Origin of the sequence: Lewinella sp. IMCC34183, from assembly GCF_003390915.1 — a bacterium.
GTDB lineage: Bacteria > Bacteroidota > Bacteroidia > Chitinophagales > Saprospiraceae > Neolewinella.
In genome coordinates, this window is record NZ_QMEM01000013.1 from 1 (window position 1) to 16,622 (window position 16,622).

Annotated in this window: 10 protein-coding genes; 4 read left to right on the forward strand and 6 right to left on the reverse strand. The window is 61.7% G+C overall.

Annotated elements, in window-relative coordinates:
• Window positions 1-872: 872 nt before the first annotated feature.
• Window positions 873-1,766, reverse strand: a complete 894-nt coding sequence (locus DQG19_RS19460) for a hypothetical protein (protein WP_116128019.1) — start codon at window positions 1,764-1,766, stop codon at window positions 873-875.
• A 191-nt stretch (window positions 1,767-1,957) separates the two neighbouring features.
• Window positions 1,958-3,592, reverse strand: a complete 1,635-nt coding sequence (locus DQG19_RS19465; protein WP_116128021.1) for an ABC-F family ATP-binding cassette domain-containing protein — start codon at window positions 3,590-3,592, stop codon at window positions 1,958-1,960.
• A gap of 444 nt (window positions 3,593-4,036) precedes the next feature.
• Between DQG19_RS19465 and DQG19_RS19470 the strand changes: the two genes are divergently transcribed.
• The 3 genes from DQG19_RS19470 (at window position 4,037) to DQG19_RS19480 (ending at window position 5,734) form a co-directional block, all read left to right on the forward strand.
• Window positions 4,037-4,360: a winged helix-turn-helix transcriptional regulator gene (locus DQG19_RS19470; protein ID WP_198661815.1), complete on the forward strand. Its 324-nt coding sequence runs from the start codon at window positions 4,037-4,039 to the stop codon at window positions 4,358-4,360.
• A 175-nt stretch (window positions 4,361-4,535) separates the two neighbouring features.
• Window positions 4,536-5,132 carry an FMN-dependent NADH-azoreductase gene (locus DQG19_RS19475; protein ID WP_116128023.1) on the forward strand — a complete coding sequence of 199 codons (597 nt, stop codon included), beginning with the start codon at window positions 4,536-4,538 and terminating at the stop codon, window positions 5,130-5,132.
• A 176-nt stretch (window positions 5,133-5,308) separates the two neighbouring features.
• Complete coding sequence (locus DQG19_RS19480; RefSeq protein WP_116128025.1) at window positions 5,309-5,734, forward strand: DUF4259 domain-containing protein; 426 nt, start codon at window positions 5,309-5,311, stop codon at window positions 5,732-5,734.
• A gap of 35 nt (window positions 5,735-5,769) precedes the next feature.
• On the opposite strand, the gene DQG19_RS19485 is transcribed toward DQG19_RS19480, so the two are convergent.
• Window positions 5,770-6,681 carry an alpha/beta fold hydrolase gene (locus DQG19_RS19485; RefSeq protein WP_157974612.1) on the reverse strand — a complete coding sequence of 304 codons (912 nt, stop codon included), beginning with the start codon at window positions 6,679-6,681 and terminating at the stop codon, window positions 5,770-5,772.
• Window positions 6,682-6,960: 279 nt separating this feature from the next.
• On the opposite strand from DQG19_RS19485, the gene DQG19_RS19490 reads away from it, so the two are divergent.
• Window positions 6,961-8,130: a hypothetical protein gene (locus DQG19_RS19490; RefSeq protein ID WP_116128029.1), complete on the forward strand. Its 1,170-nt coding sequence runs from the start codon at window positions 6,961-6,963 to the stop codon at window positions 8,128-8,130.
• 1,352 nt (window positions 8,131-9,482) lie between these two features.
• On the opposite strand, the gene DQG19_RS19495 is transcribed toward DQG19_RS19490, so the two are convergent.
• The 3 genes from DQG19_RS19495 to DQG19_RS19505 form a co-directional block, all read right to left on the reverse strand.
• Complete coding sequence (locus tag DQG19_RS19495; protein WP_116128031.1) at window positions 9,483-11,213, reverse strand: glycoside hydrolase family 13 protein; 1,731 nt, start codon at window positions 11,211-11,213, stop codon at window positions 9,483-9,485.
• 103 nt (window positions 11,214-11,316) lie between these two features.
• Window positions 11,317-13,125 (reverse strand): T9SS type A sorting domain-containing protein, encoded by a 1,809-nt coding sequence (locus DQG19_RS19500; protein ID WP_116128033.1) that lies wholly within the window; start codon window positions 13,123-13,125, stop codon window positions 11,317-11,319.
• Between the two features lie 337 nt (window positions 13,126-13,462).
• A complete protein-coding gene (locus DQG19_RS19505; protein WP_198661816.1) occupies window positions 13,463-16,546 on the reverse strand; it encodes a T9SS type A sorting domain-containing protein in 3,084 nt (1,027 codons plus the stop codon).
• Window positions 16,547-16,622: the final 76 nt, after the last annotated feature.

Sequence of the window (16,622 nt, forward strand, 5' to 3'; positions counted from 1 at the left end):
TCGCGGTCCGGAACCCGGGCGTTCGCAAGGGCGGTCCTCCCGCACACTCAGGTTCTTGGGCAGTTTGTAGCCTGCGGGTAGGGTACGGAGGGCACTGGTGATTTGTGTCAGTGCCGCTGGCAGCCCGGCAGGGGCGGCCCGAATCAGTGTTATCCCGCATCGGCCCTGCGCGCCAATGCATCAGGTTTGCGGGAATCTGTGGCCATCTGTGCCCGAGCGCAGCGACACGAAGTTCGACGAAGTCAATCTGTGTTAGCCGCAGGCGATCTGTGGTAAGAGCCTATCCCGCCGGGAAGACCTACTGTTCGTTCTTTTCCCTTGATAGAAAAGAACCAAAAGATCAAGCCTGTGCGTCCGCCTATTCGTGTCCCGCACCCCGAACCGGCTAAAACCTGCAAACTCGCGTCAGCGGTACCGGCTTCGATTCAGTACGCTCCCGACTACTGATGACCAGGCACCTTGATGTCCCTGACGGCTCATACAGTGCAGCTTTTTTCACGCCGGTTCGCGGTCCGGAACCCGGGCGTTCGCAAGGGCGGTCCTCCCGCACACTCAGGTTCTTGGGCAGTTTGTAGCCTGCGGGTAGGGTACGGAGGGCACTGGTGATTTGTGTCAGTGCCGCTGGCAGCCCGCAGGGGCGGCCCGAATCAGTGTTATCCCGCATCGGCCCTGCGCGCCAATGCATCAGGTTTGCGGGAATCTGTGGTCATCTGTGCCCGAGCGCAGCGACACGAAGTTCGACGAAGTCAATCTGTGTTAGCCGCTGGCGATCTGTGGTAAAAACCTACCCCGCCGTCGACGTTTCGCGCTTTTCCTCGCCAAAGCGCAAGCCGCTACACTACGCAGCCGTGGTTGACGTATTTCCGGAAACACTAAAGTCCCAGCACCCACCCCTCGTGCCCGATCACCCGCTTCTCTACCTTCGGATCCTCGCCCCACGGCCGGTCCAGCAGGGCCGTAAGTCCCCCGTTGCGCTGCTGTTCCTGGAGCCAGGCAACGTAAGTTTTCACTTGCTCCCGGTCGAGTATGTCCCTTTTTCGGCGGGGGATAGTCAGCAGGCTCGGATAGATCTCCACGTGCAGGATCATTGCACCTGCGTCCGCGCCTACCCCTCCGGGCTGTTCGAACGGCCAGATACGGGAGACCTCCCGCAGCTTTTCGTGGTCCCGGAGGGCCCGCACCCGGGGAATGCCCAGCAGGGCCTGGCTGCCCACGCTCCCGGTGTAGGCCAACTTCCAAGCGGGTTGCAGGCGCAGGTTGTGGGTTTCCACGAGGCGACGCTCGCGGAGCCAGCCCTTTTTAGTCGGTACGGGAAAGTCAAAATCGCACTTGGAGCCCAGAAAAATCCCACTCTGTCCCACCGGCACCCCCCAAAACGGGCCGCTGGGTGCCTGGATACGCTCGTTGAGGCGGGCCCCGACGAGGAAGCGGTTGTTTTCGTTCTTCGGGCCGTCCTGGATCAGCTCGCTCAGCAGGTCCCAAACGGCACGCCAGGCGGGTTTGGCCTTCAGGCGCAGCGCCTTGGCAAAGCCCTTCGGGTAGCCGAAACTGAAGTCCCAGCCTACCAAGACCCGCTGGTTACGCAGGCGTACCAATCGCTTCGTTACGTATTCGCAGCAGGCCTGGCGGGTGCGGAAATACCGGGTGCGGATCCGGCCGGCGGCGGTGGCCTCAGCGATCCAGATGGCGTCTTTGGTGGGCTTGGCCGGACTGGGCTTATTACGGGCGCTCCAGTCTACGGCTATGAAATGGTCGAAGGGGGGCATGAGGGCCAAAATAGCAATTGGCGGATTACCGGGTTGTTGCCTTGATGCGTTGGCCGGCAGGCTTGCGCCACTCGCTACGCTCGGGTGTGCCCGACCAGGAGCCTCACCTACCGGAGCGAAGCAAGGGGCAAGGGGCAACTGCCAAACGGGCAACGCACCAATTCAGTAATGCAACAACTCACCAACCCTACCTAAGCAACCATCTCGTAGATCCCCTCCCGCTTCTTCTCTACCTCGTCCGATTCGAGGAACTCCTCGTAGGTCAGCAGGCTGTCCACCATGCCCTTCGGGCCGATCTCGATGATGCGGTTGGCGACGGTGTTGGTGAGCTCGTGGTCGTGGCTGCTCATGATGAGGTTACCCTTGAAGTCGCGCAGCGCATTGTTCAGGGCCGTGATGGACTCCAGGTCGAGGTGGTTGGTGGGCTCGTCGAGCAGGAGGAAGTTCGGGTGGTTGAGCATGGCCTTGGACATCATGCAACGCACCTTCTCGCCCCCACTGAGGACGCTTACGTTCTTGTGCACCTCCTCACCGCCGAAGAGCATGCGCCCGAGGAAGCCGCGGATGAACTGCTCGTCCTTGTTCTGGCTGTACTGCCGCAGCCACTCGACCAGATCGAGCTGTCCGACCTCTTCGGTGAAGAAGTCATTGTTCTCGTTGGGGAGGTACTGGGCGGTAATGGTCTGCCCCCACTCGATGCTACCGCTGTCGGGCTCGCTGATGCCGGACAGCACCTCGTAGAAGGCGGTCAGGGCGGCGGCTTCCTTGCTGACGAGGGCGATCTTATCGGGGCTGTTCATGGTGAAGCTGACGTTCTTGAACAGGACGGTGCCGTCGGGGGAGGTCTTGCTCAGGCCGGTCACTTTCAGGATCTGATCGCCGGGCTCGCGCTCGGGCTGGAAGGCGATGAAGGGGTAGCGGCGGCTGGAGGGCTTGATCTCGGTGAAGTCAAGCTTCTCCAGGGCCTTTTTGCGGCTGGTGGCCTGTTTTGACTTGGAGGCGTTGGCGGAGAAGCGCTGGATGAACTCCATCATCTCGGCCTTCTTCTGCTCCATCTTCTTGTTCTTGTTCTGCAGCTGCTGGGCGGCGAGCTGGCTCGACTGGTACCAGAAGCTGTAGTTGCCGGTGTAGATGCTGGCCTGCTGCCGGTCGATGTCGACGATGTGGGTACAGACCATGTCGAGGAAGTAACGGTCGTGGCTCACGACGATTACCGTATTGGGGAAGTCGGCGAGGAAGTCGGCCAGCCAGTGGACGGTATGGGCGTCGAGGTCGTTCGTCGGCTCATCCAATAGCAGGATATCGGGGTTGCCGAACAGGGCCTGGGCCAGCAGCACCTTCACCTTCTCGGAGCCGTTGAGCTCCTCCATCAGCTTGTAGTGGAGGTCTTCGGTGATGCCCATGTTGGACAGCAGTTCGGCGGCGTCGGAGTCGGCCGTCCAGCCGCCCATCTCGCCGTACTGGTTCTCGAGCTCGGCGGCGCGCATCCCGTCGGCGTCGCTGGCGTCGGGATTCATATAAATGGCGTTCTTCTCCTGCTCGATGGCGTAGAGCTCTTCGTAGCCCATCTTGACGACGTCGAGCACCTGCTTGTCCTCGAAGCCGAAGTGGTTCTGGCTCAGCACCGCCATCCGGTTGCCGGGCTCGAGGCTGGCCCCGCCGCGGTTGGGGGTGAGCTCCCCCGAAAGCACCTTCAGAAAGGTCGACTTCCCGGCGCCGTTGGCCCCGATGATCCCGTAGCAGTTACCGCGCACGAAGTTCAGGTTGACCTCATTGAAGAGGACGCGTTTGCCGAATTGTACGGTCAGGTCGTTGACTGAAAGCATAGTCGTCTGATTTTAAGGGCGCAAAGGTACGAACCTCGGTACAATGCGTCTTCTGGACGCGATGTTGAATGCGGCTTCCAGCCGCGGCGCGGGTTCTCCCACGGAAGGCGAATTAGGCGGACGCGGAGGTTTCCGCAAGGCGGTTAATCTAGGTACATGCGGTTGTTTTACTTTCCCGGTAGGTGCGGTAAAAAACCTGTGCTAACTCTCCGGAAGTACGTGGTAAGCTGGACGGCGGAGCGCAGGTGCCAGGTCTACCCCGGGAACACCGGTCCATCGGGTACGATTCATGCCATCGTGTTCGTGCCGGAGGGGAAAGCACGGGCGGTGCGCCAACCCGGTCCCGCGTAGGGGATGCCCCGGTGCCGGACACCCCCCCGGCGGAAACCCATTCGCCTAAGAAAGGTAGCCAACCAATCCTCCGCCCGTGATTACCCCCGAAGCGTGCGCCACCGGGCCGTCCGTGACACGTTGGACGTGATCGGCGGCAAATGGAAGATCATTATCCTGACCGTGCTGCGGGAACGCAATATGCAGTTCAACGCCCTCTGCCGGGAGATCGGCATCAGCCCCCGCATCCCCACCCGGGAACTGCGCGACCTGGAAATCAACCAGCGGGTCAGCCGCACGGAGCAGGACACCCGTCCCGTGACCCTGGTGTATGCGGCTACCCCCCCACGCCGGCACCCTGGCGCCCCTCATTGCCGCGCTGGGCGACTGGGGCTACCAACACTACGAGGCCCTGAGCGGCAGCCGTCGCGCAAATGACTCGCGGCCGGAATAGGTAGTTACCTGGAGATACCCGGTTGTAGATATATAATCTTCACCCTCCCGTACAACCACTACGCCGTTGACGTGTATTCAAGCTGTACATACCATATTGATGTACCTACATCATAATTCAGCCCACCCGTTCCCGGTGCGGGTCACAAACCAGCTAAACATGAAGATTTTACACGTCATCTCCAGCCCCCGCGGCAAAGACTCCTACAGCATTCCGCTGGGCAATTCCGTCATTGAGCACCTGCAGGCCACCGCGCCGGACAGTGACGTCACCGTCCGCGACCTGACGGCCCCGCCCTTCCCCCACCTGGAGGAGGTGCACCTGCAGTCGTTCTTCACCCCGGAAAAGGACCACACGCCCGAACAGGCGCAGGCCGTGCGCCACTCCAACGAGGCGATCGCCGAGCTCAAGGCTGCCGACGCCATCGTGATCGACGCGCCGATGTACAACTTCGGCATCCCCTCGGTGCTGAAGTCGTGGATCGACCACATCGCCCGGGCGGGCATCACCTTCCACTACACCGAGAACGGCCCCGAGGGCCTGGTGAAGGGCAAAAAGGTTTACCTCGCCGTTGCCTCCGGCGGCGTCTACAGCGAAGGCCCCGCGGCCGGCTACGACTTTGTAGCTCCCTACCTGAAGGCTGTTCTTGGCTTCCTAGGCATGACCGACGTGACCGTCTTCCGCGTAGAGGGTACCGCCGTTCCCGACCTGAAGGATCAGGCGCTGGAGAAGGCGATGGCCAGCGTGGAGGTATAGCCCCGGTCACGTGGATACGTGGCCGGGGCGCCGTTGTTTGGGAGGTTTCGCGTGCCTGCAGCAGGCCCTGTGGGTGTGGGTTTGCCGCCAGGTAGCGTAACTGGGCAAGAAGTAGCGGACCGCCAAGCCGCGCCGGACTATTTTCGGGCATCTTACCACCCTCCTATCTTCTACCCATGGGCGCCTGGGACTACGGCATTTTCGACGACGACACCGCCTACGACTTCCTCGATGACATCGCGGAGGATCCGCAGGGCTTCCTCACCGCCGCCTTCGAGCGCGCGGGCCGGGCCGATTACCTCGAATACGACGACGGAGTAGCGGCCCTGGTCGCGGCCGCCTACCTCGATAACCTGCTCAGCGGCACTTCTTTCCGCAACGATAACGAGGACCTACAGGACATCACCAACGTCAACCGCTTCCGGGAGCGCTACGCCGGCCCGCCGCTCGATCACCTGGCCGCGCCGGCGGCCGCCGCGGTACGGGCCGTGCGCACCGGCGATTCGGAATTGCAGGGACTATGGGAAGAAAACGAGGAGCTGTACCCGCTGTGGGTGCGGCAGCTGGAGGAGATGGAAGCGCGGCTGGATGGAGGTGAGTGAAAGCGGGTTATCAGTATCACCTTTTTGCGCGCCCCTTATAGATTATACCTTTCCAAAAACCCCCGGAGCAGCGGAAACACGACCTCCGGGTTTTCGTCGGCGGTGTCGTGGCCGGCATTCGGCACGATGGCCAGCTCCTTATTGCCGGGGTGCCGTTCGGTCAGGCCGGCGAAGATGATTCTTGCCTGATCGATGCCGATGGAGTAATCGCCGTCGCCCTGGATCACGAGTACGGGGATAGCGATGTCAGCCAGCCGGTTTACCATATTCAGGTTATTAAAAGCGGGATCCGTGCGGAAGGCTTCGTTGACGACTCTGCCTTTGGTGAAGAAACCCTTCGCGGTCTCCAGGTCTACCCCGGCGTCGGCGAGCACCTCCTCACTGGGGGGACCGCCGTGGGAGTTAACGCGGTAGGGATTGAAATTTAATTGTCGGGGAATAGTCCGCTTAATCAGCCGCGTGGCGGCGTAGAAATCGTCGAAACTGCTTCGCTCGATGCGTTCGAGTGCTGTGATCATCCTGCGGTATTCGGCGATTTCTTTCTCGTTGCGGGTTTCCGTCAGTAACCCACGGGCCAATTCTTTTTCCTTCTCAATCAGATTGCGGTACCCGTACGGGGCGTCGGCCACGCCCCCGTTACTGATCAGGGTGACGACCTGGGATGGGTGCTTCAGAACGTACAAAAACCCGTAGCTCGCGCCCCAGGAATCCCCCATCAGGTTGAGCCCCGGTTTGGCGTAGCGGTCAAGCAGTTGCTGTACGACCAATTGCAGGTCGCGCAGGTACTGGGTCATGGTGAGTTGATCGGTACCGTCGATCGCGCTCGACTGACCGCAGCCGCGCTGATCCAGGTAAGCGATTAGGTAGTCGGGCTCCAAGACGTTCCGGTACCGGTGGTGTTGCAGCGTGGAGAAGCCACCCGGTCCGCCGTGGAGGTACAGGATCAACGGGCGTTGTTCGTTCCCGCATACCCGGACAAATAGTTCGGCGCTCTCTACGGGCAAGTGTAAGGATTCGTCGATCATATTCGCGCGTCCCGGACGGATTGGTGAGACAGGGAATGTATGGCGTCTGCCGGGAAGGATTCCCAGCCACGCTTTCCCGTAGCAGGGCAGCCGGGTACAACGCCGCCCCCCGACAGCGGTAGTACGGGAATACCTCCCCTTCCCGGTCGGCCCGGCACCCGCGCCCGCGCCGAAGTCCCGCAAAGCGCCGATCTTCAGGCCATGACCCCGAGCCCCATAGCCGTAGGCATCATGCAGCTGGAAGTGGCCGGCCACTCCACGCCCGGATTGGCCCGGCTCACCCGGCGGGCCACCGAACGCTTTACGGAAGCGCTGGAACGGGAACCGCGGATCGCCATCACCTCCCTCACCTTCGCGGGGCCGCCATTGACACCCGACGAGAACGGCTACCGCGCGCTCGACTTCGTACAGATCGGCCTCAACGAGAAGACCGAACGGCAGCTCGCCTTCCTACTCATCGTCACGGAACTGGAGATCGCCGCCGATTCGCGCTCCTACCTGCTGGCGCTGCCCTCTCAGCTGACCAACGTGGCGGTACTCTCTACCCGCCGCCTCTCGGGCCGCAGCGATCCGCAGGCCGAGAACGAGGACCTGCTGGCCCAACGACTGGCGACCCTGATGGTCCATTGCTTCGGCCGACTGCTGAACCTCGACTACCAGGCCGATCCGGCCAACTACATGCGCCACATCCACCATCCCGCCGACCTCGATGCCATGCGCCACTTCACGGACGCGCAGTATGCCACCATGTCCGGGAACCTGCCGCGGGAGGCTAACGACGCTTATTCCGCAGGCAACCGCCTCGGCTTCTTTCTGCGACAAACGGTCCGTAACCTGCCCCGCATCCTCCGCGGGGCCTGGCGCGCTAACCCCCTGCACATCGCCACGAAATTGCCGCGGATGATCGCCACAGCGTTGTCGGCCATCGTGATTCTGATCTTCGGAGCAGAGACATGGGACTTCGCCGCCTCGGTGTCGCCGCCCCAGCTGGCTGTATTTGTCGTGGCCAGTTTTCTCGCCGCCACCTTCGTGCTGTACCGGGCCTTCTCCTTCCGGCTGGTCTCTACGCGGCAGGGCGAGATCTCCGAGAGTGCGGTGGTGACGGCCGGCGCTACCGGGCTGGCGCTCGTGCTCACGCTTTGCTGTCTGTTCGCCTTCTTTGCTCTGCTGATGTACGGGGTGGTGATCTTCGTCTTTCCGGATCCGCTGATGAGTACGTGGACCTCCGCCCGCGACGGTGCCTCCGCCGGGGCGCACTTCCGGTTGGTGCTGTTCCTGGCTTCGGTGGGCATCTTGTCGGGCTCGCTGGGCGGCTCGGCGGACTCTCGGTCGGTGGTGCGGAACGTGCTGTTTGCGGTGGATGAGACCTGATGCTTTCTTGTTACGCTCGGTTTGGGGGGGGCCAATAGGCGGGCGCACAGGCTTGATCTTTTAGTTCTTTTCTATCAAGAGAAAAGAACGAAGGGTAGCCGATTACTAGCAGGATAGGGTTTCACGCAGATCGCCTGCGGCTAACACAGAGGCGCTGCGCTTCCACACAGATTATCACAGATTCCCGCAGGGCTGATGCAATGGCGCGCAGGACTGATGCGGGATTACCCGGATTGCGGCCGCCCTGCGGGCTGCCGGCGGCACTGATGCGCACTTCTCAAGGTAAATTTGCATTTCCGCACGACCAATAGGCACAGGAATAGGTAAAGCGTCTACTACACGGAATGACCGCCCTTGCGAACGCCCGGGTTCCGGGCCGCGGACCGGCGTGAAAAAACCTGCACTGTATGAGCCGTAAGGAACAACAAGGTGCCTGATAAGCAGTAGTCGGGAGCGTACTGAATCGAAGCTGGTACCGCCGAGGCGAGTTTGCAGGTTTTAGCCGGTTCGGGGTGCGGGACACGAATAGGCGGGCGCACAGGCTTGATCTTTTGGTTCTTTTCCATCAAGGGAAAAGAACGAACAGTAGGTCTTCCCGACGGGATAGGGTTTCACACAGATCGCCTGCGGCTAACACAGAGGCGCTGCGCTTCCACACAGATTATCACAGATTCCCGCAGGCTGATGCAATGGCGCGCAGGACTGATGCGGGATTACCCGGATTGCGGCCGCCCTGCGGGCTGCCGGCGGCACTGATGCGCACTTCTCTAGGTGAATTTGCATTTCCGCACGACCAATAGGCACAGGAATAGGTAAAGCATCAACTACACGGAATGACCGCCCTTGCGAACGCCCGGGACCCGGGCCGCGGACCGGCGTGAAAAAACCTGCACTGTATGAGCCGTAAGGAACAACAAGGTGCCTGATAAGCAGTAGTCGGGAGCGTACTGAATCGAAGCAGGTACCGCCGAGGCGAGTTTGCAGGTTTTAGCCGGTTCGGGGTGCGGGACACGAATAGGCGGGCGCACAGGCTTGATCTTTTGGTTCTTTTCCATCAAGGGAAAAGAACGAACAGTAGGTCTTCCCGGCGGGACAGGTTTTACCACAGATCGCCTGCGGCTAACACAGATTGACTTCGTCGAACTTCGTGTCGCTACGCTCGGTCGCGGATGGAAACAGATTCCCGCAGGGCCGATGCGGGGGCGCGTAGTGCTGACGCTGGATTACACGGATAGAGCCAGACCTGCAGTCTGCCTGCGGCACCACGCGGAGCCCTAGTCAGCAAAGGAAAAGAACGAAGCTCCGCGCGGCTGGAAGCCGCATCCCACTGCGCGGTCGGAAACCGCATTCTACTAGCGGAGCACTACCGCCTGCCAGGGCAGCAGCTCCACCGTTGCATTGTCCGAGGTAAACTTCGGATAGTTGTTGATCAGAGGTTCCCCCAATTCTTCCATACCAGGCAAATCGACCGTCGCAGCTTCGTCGGAGAAATTCAGGAGTACCAGGATACGCTCCTCCCCCAGGGTGCGTGTGTAGGCGTACACCTGCTCGTGGTCGGGTACCAGCAGCTCATAGTCGCCGTAGACCAGCACCCGGTTTTCGTTTCGGAGGGCCGTCATCCGACGGAAGTGATTGAGCACCGACTCCGGATCGGCATCCTCGGCCTCCACGTTGATCGTTGCGTAATTGTCGTTGACGGGTAGCCAGGGCACGGCACTCGAGAAGCCCGCGTAGGTCGAGTCGCTCCACTGCATCGGGGTACGGCCGTTGTCGCGGGAGGTGAAGTTGAGCTCGGTGAGGAACTGCTCCATATCCTTCCCCTGGGACTCCGCTTTCTTATACCCGTTGATGGCGGCGATATCCTGGTAGTCGCTGATCTCGTCAAAATCAATATTGGTCATGCCAAGCTCGTCGCCGTAGTAGGCGTAGGGCGTACCCCGCATGCTGAGCAGGAAGGTGTTGAGCAATTTGGCGGAGGCGGCGCGGTAATTGGGGGTATCGTCCCCCCAGCGGCTCACCATGCGGGCCTGGTCGTGATTGCTGAGGAAAATGGACAGCCAGCCGCGCTCGGCAAAGGCGCTGTCCCAGCGGGTGAAGACCCGTTTCATCTCCGTAAGTTCGTAGCCGCCGTACTTCGGTACGTCCACCCCGTCGAAGGCGTAGGCCATATCCAGTTCGTTGCGGTCGGCGTCCACGAGTTCGTGGGCTTCGGTGAAGTTGCGGCCCGCCCCCTCGGCTACGCTCATCACGTTGTACTGGCTGAACACTTCGTCGTTCATCTCGCGGAGGTAGTCGTGCAGGCCGTCCTGCATGGCATAGTATTGGATGAAGTTTTCGTCCAAATCATCCGGGAACTTCGGATAGGTGGTGTCCTTAGCGGCAAACTGGAAGGCGTCCAGCCGGAAGCCGTCCACCCCCTTTTCGGCCCAGAACTTCATAATATCGTACACCTCCTGCCGCAGCTCGGGATTCTCCCAGTTCAGGTCGGGCTGCCCCTCGGCGAAGTAGTGCAGGTAGTAGCTATCGGTGGTCTCGTCGTACTTCCAGGCGTCGCCCGCCGCGTCGAAGAGGCTGTAGCGGTGGGGCGGCGTGCCCTTTTCAGCGGGCCACCAGTGGTAGTAGTCGCGGTAGGGGCTGTCCCGGCTGCTGCGGGCCGACTGGAACCAGGGATGCTCGTCGCTGCTGTGGTTCACCACGATGTCCATGATCAGCTTGATGTCGCGCTCGTGCATGGCGACAAGCATACGGTCGAAATCGGCCATGGTTCCGAAGTCGGCCATGATGTCGCGGTAGTCGCTCACGTCGTAGCCATTGTCGTCGTTGGGCGAGGTGTAGATGGGGTTGAGCCACACGGCGCTCACGCCCAGGCTCTGCACGTAGTCCAGCCGCTCGATGATGCCGTTGAGGTCCCCCACCCCGTCTCCGTCGGTATCCTGGAAGCTGCGGGGGTAGATCTGATAGATGATGAGCTCCTTCCACCATTCCCGGTCGGCCGGACTGCCACCTACGCCGGGAGCGGCAGGTTCCTGTCCGCTGCCACAGGACACAAAAACGGCTAGCAGTAAGTAGCAGGCAAAGCGCATGATCAACGTTTTCACCAAAGATAAGGGGTACGACCGGGCGGCGGCGCGCGGGTGCCGGGGGCCTCGTTAACCTGTCCTGCTCGGTAGGATAACGGACGAATGGCTATTCCTTGACCACCCGGGTCGTGTACGCGGCCTGCTGCCGGTCCAGGATGTAGAGGGTATACACGCCCCGGGGCAGGTCGCCCAGGTCCACGTCCGCGCCGCGGCCGGATTGCTGCAGCAGCTGTCGGCCGTAGCCGTCGAAGACCGTTACCGACGCCACGTCAACGCCTCCGATGCGGAAGCGGCCGGTGGTCGGGTTGGGGTAGACCGTCGCCGTACGGGCATCCGCGGCTGCCGTCACGGCCGTTGTCTCGAACCGTGCCATGTGCAGGCTGTAGGTACCCGCGGCGACGGAGCTTCCTCCGTCGATCAGGACCAAGTAGTTCGCACCGGCTTCGGTCTGGAATTCCAGCATGGCTGCGGGATCGTCCGCGCCGGCGTCCTCATTGCAGTCGAGTATCTGGGCGGTGGTACAGTTGCCCCCTATGAGCAGGGCGCGGGTATCTCCGCCGGGGATGGCCGACTCGCTGTCGTCCGTCTTGGTCCACATACGGTAGCTGTTGCCGTCGCCGGTAAAGCGGTAGAAGACGGGGTGGTACAGGGAATCCTTCTTAGCGTAACAGCCGACCAGCAGGGGACCGTCGACCTTAACACTCGAATAATCCGTATTGTCGGTTTCCTCCAGGATGTGTTCGGCGCCCGGCGCGCCGCCCAGCAGGCTATCGATCCCGATGGCCACGGCACAGGCTTCACCGGGCAGGTATTCGGTCATGGTGATGCTGGCCGCGGCGGTACATCCATTGTCGTCGGTGACCGCGACTTCGTACCGGCCGGAAGACAGTCCGGTGAGGGTTCCCGTGGTAACGTCCGGATGGGAGTTCCAGGCGTAGGTATAGGGGGCCGTGCCTCCGGTCGCCCGGGCCATGGCTACGCCGTCACCGGCACCGGTATCCTTGATGAGGCTGGTATCGATCGTCAGGGTGTCGGGTTCACGTACGGTTTCGAACGCCAGCCCTACACACTTCCTTTCGTCGAGGATGCGGACGCTGTACGCACCTCCCTCAAGTCCGGTGACGGTGGGTGTGGTGCTCTTGCCGGCGTCCGACCACATGTAGCTATAGTCGCCCGTTCCGCCGGTAACCGATACGGTGACGCTGCCGTCGGAGGCGCCGTAGCAGCTTACGTCGGTGGTGGCGACGGTGCCAATGATCATTTCCGGTTCGGTCAGTTCCAGCGCGGCAGTGGCCGTTCCGCCATTCGCGTCCGTGACCGTGACCTGATACGTCGCGGCGGCGAGCCCCGTAAGCGTATGGTTTTCGCTACCGACATCGGTTTCGGTGGTGCCGTCGGACCAGGCGTAAGTGTAGGGGGCGGCACCTCCGGTAACCGACACGGTCAGGCTGCCGTCGGACCCTCCGTTGCATTTGATTACCTCCGCAACCTGCAGGTTCAGTTCGGGCGGCTTGGGTTGAAAGGTAAGCTGATGCAGCTTCCACCCGGTTCTGGCGGTCTTGTAGTTCCCGTCGGCGTAGTCCGGCGGTACCATGCCGCTACCTTCAGCACCCTGAAACACTATCAGTGCGGAGGAGAAGCCGTTAGGTTTCGTTTCGGTAGGTGGGAACTTGATCGTAGCCACTACGATCCAGTCCATGTTGCTATTGTACTCCACCCGGATGGTGGTGTCTGAGAGTGTTGGCTCCCGGTACCTGTTCCGGCCGTTCGTAAGGGAAAAGAACTCCAGGGTTCCGGTCTTTCGCCTTCCGGTATCGTCTTCCAGTTCAAAGGTTCCGACATATTCTCCCTGAGCGACGAGGGGCGCCGCACCGGTAATCAACAGGCATAAGAGCGCGAGGTAGATATTCTTCATGAGCAAACGACTAAGTAACGGCACGCCCCGGCACAGCCGCCGGGAGACGTGGCAGATCAGTAAATGAGAGGGTATGAAGGGGGGCAATCCCAAAAAGAATTCCGGTATACTAACGTCCTTTCCGGCACTAGCCGGAAAGCGTGTAGAAGATGGCCGTCATACGACGGGGGACCATCGTGTGATGACACCCGATAGTACGGATACCCTGGGGGTCATATTGCCCGAATTGGTAGAATTTTCGGTGCCGACGCTGCACCCGCGTACCGCCGCACACAAAAAAGCCGGTACGGATCGTGACGATCCGTACCGGCGTAGACCAGCGGTGCTGGGTGATTGATTACTGCTTCACGATCCGTGAAGTGTAGTGCTGCTGTTCGGCGGTGGTCAGGTGGAGGTAGTACATCCCGCGGGGCAGGTCGCTCAGGTCGATCGTCCGGCTGGCGTTGCGCTGCTGGAGCACGAGGCGTCCGTAGCTGTCCGTGACGGTCAGCGCGCTGATGCCCAGTTCCGGGAGGCGTACCACGCCCGTGGTCGGGTTGGGGTAGACCGTGATGGCGGTGGGCAGGGCCGTGCGGACGCCGGTGGTGGCCATCCGCATGACTTCGAGGCCGTACCGTCCGCCGGTACCTTCGACCCCGTCGACCAGCAGGGTGTATTCCATACCGGCTACCGTCTGGATTTCGATCCGTGCGTTGGCGTCCAGTTCCGATTCATCCAGGTTCCACTTCATCAGGTCGGCACTGCCGCAGTCGCCGGCGAAGAGGGCCGCGCGGGTATCGGTCAGCACGTTCACCGAATCCAGATCGCTGGTGCGGATGTGGTAGATGTTGCCGTCGCCCACAAAGGAGAAGTAGGTGGCGTGGTAGAGCTTATCGTGACCGAAGCCGGCGATGAGGTTTTCATCCGTTACCACTCCGTGGGGGTAGGCGGTATTATCCATCAGGTGGGTACGGGTTGCCACGTTCATACCGTGGCCGAACAAGCTGTCGATGGCTATGGAACTGGTACAGCTCTCACCCATGAGGGGTACGCTGACGCTCTCCGTTTTCACACATCCCATGGCGTCCTGTACGGTTACGGTGTAGGTACCCGCCGCGAGGTCGGTCAGGGTGTCGGTGGTGGCGACCGGATCGGTATCCCAGGTGTATACCACAGGGCCCTGGTTGCGGGTCGTGGCTACGGTGAGGCTGCCGTCTCCGGCGCCGGAATCGTCGGTGGTGGTGAAGGCCAGCTGCAGCTCATCCGGCTCCACGACGGCGACGGAGTCGGTCTGCGTACAGCCTTTCCCGTCGGTAACGGTCACGTAGTACATGCCGGCGGCCAGGTCGAAAATGCTGGGGGTGGTGGCCTGCGTCGACCAGGCGTAGGCGTAGGAGCCCGTGCCCCCGCGCACCGCCACCGCGGCTATGCCGTCGTTGGCGCCGAAGCAGGAGAGCGTATCGCCGGCTACGGCATTTACCTGGAGGGGGGCGGGCTGCGTAAGGGTCACCTGGGCGGTGGCCGAACAGCCGTTGGCGTCGGTCACGACCACCTCGTGGGTACCCGCCGTGAGGGAGGTGGCGGTAGCCACGGACTCATCGTTGGCCCACGCAAAGCTGTAGGGGCCGGTACCGCCCGTAGCGGTTGCGGTAGCGGAGCCGTCGGCCCCGCCAAAGCAGGTGAGGTTTTTGTCGACGGTGGCGGAGGCTACCAGGCCGGCCGGCTCGGTCACGGTGACGGTGGTCGTGGCGGTACAGCCGTTGGCGTCGGTCACGGTCACCTGGTAGGTGGCGGCTGCGAGGCCACCCACCTCTTCGGTAGTAGCGGAATTGTCCCAGGCGTAGGTGTAGGGGGCGGTACCGCCCGAGGCCTGTACGGAGGCGGCGCCGTCGCTTTCGCCGTTACAGCTGACGGTGGCCGCCACGGTGGCGGTAGCGATGAGCGCGGCAGGCTCAACGATGGTTACCTTGGCCGAAACGTGGCAGCCCTGCGCGTCCATGACGTACACGGTGTAGTTGCCGGCCGGCAGATCGGTGGCCTTTTCTGCTTCCGAAACGACCGAGCTACACTTCGCTAGCGAGCCGGGTTTGAGGCCGCAGCCGTTGGCATCGTCTACCCAGTAGTAGCTGTAGGGCGCATTGCCCCCCGAGACGCTGACCGAAGCGGCGCCATCCTTTCCCCCATTACAGGATACGTTAGCGTCGACGCTGGTCACCGCCACGATTGCGGCGGGTTCGGACAGGACCACCTGGCCGGTGCTGGTACAGTTGTTGGCGTCGGTAATTGTTACGGTATAGGTGCCGGCGGACAGGCCCGACAGCTTTCCAGTAGTGGCCGCATTGTTCCAAGTGTAAGCATAGGGAGCAGTACCGCCCGCTCCCTGGGCCGTCACTGCGCCGGTGGCGCCACCGTTACAGGAGATTTCCTGGTTGACCGTGAGCGCTACGGAGAGGGGGGCCGGCTCCTTTACCGTAGCGCTTTCCGTTGCGGTACAGTTGTTGGCGTCGGTGATCGTGACGGTGTAGGTACCGGCGGACAGGCCCGTCAGCTTCTCGGTAGTGGCCGAGTTGCTCCAGGCGTAGGTATAGGGGGATGTGCCACCCGTTGCGCCCGCCATTACGGCACCGTTGTCGCCGTCGAAGCAGGATGCGTCACTCTCGACCAGCGCCGCCGCGGTGAGGACGGCGGGCTCGGTAACCGTAACCTTCTCGGTAGAGATACAGCCTTTGTTGTCGGTGACCGTCACGCCGTAGTTACCGGCGGGCAAATTCGCAACTTCCGCCGTGGCGGAGCCGTCGGACCAGAGGTACGTGTAAGGGGCTTCACCGCCGGACGCCACAACGCCGATCTTTCCGTCAGTACCGGCGTGGCAACTGACGTTGGCGAGGACGGTGGCGCTCGTTTTGAGCGTGGACTGTGACTTCAGGGTCACCTCCGCTATCGTTTCGCAGTGGTTGTGATCCATGACCGTAACCTTGTAGGTCTTCGCGTCCAGGCCGATCAGGTCCTCCGTGGTCGCACCGTTCGACCACATGAAGGTGTAGGGGGGAGCACCGCCCACCACGGTGAGGTCGACGGTACCATCAGGTGTCCCGCCGCAGCTCACGTCCGTCTTCTGAATGGACGCCGTCAGTTTCATAGGCTCGGCCACCGTCGCGGAAGCGGTGGTGGAGCCGCCCTTGTCGTCCGTGACCGTAACGGTATAGTTGCCGGCGGCCAGGCCGCTCAGGGAATTAGTGGTGGAGCTGGTGTTCGATGTTTTGGTACCATTGGACCAACTGTACGAATAGACGCCCGAACCGCCGGAAGCGACTACCTGCACTGATCCGGTTGCCCCACCGTGGCAGGATACGTCCGTATGCCCCTGGATCGAGGCCGCTAGGGGATCCGGGGCACCACCGGTACCCGACCCTTCCAGTTTTGTGAGCTTAAAACCAGGCAAGTCTACCCACGTTCCGCTAGTCAGGCTCGGTGGCTTTTCTCCAACATCATCAGAGGATGCGGATACAGAGAAAGCT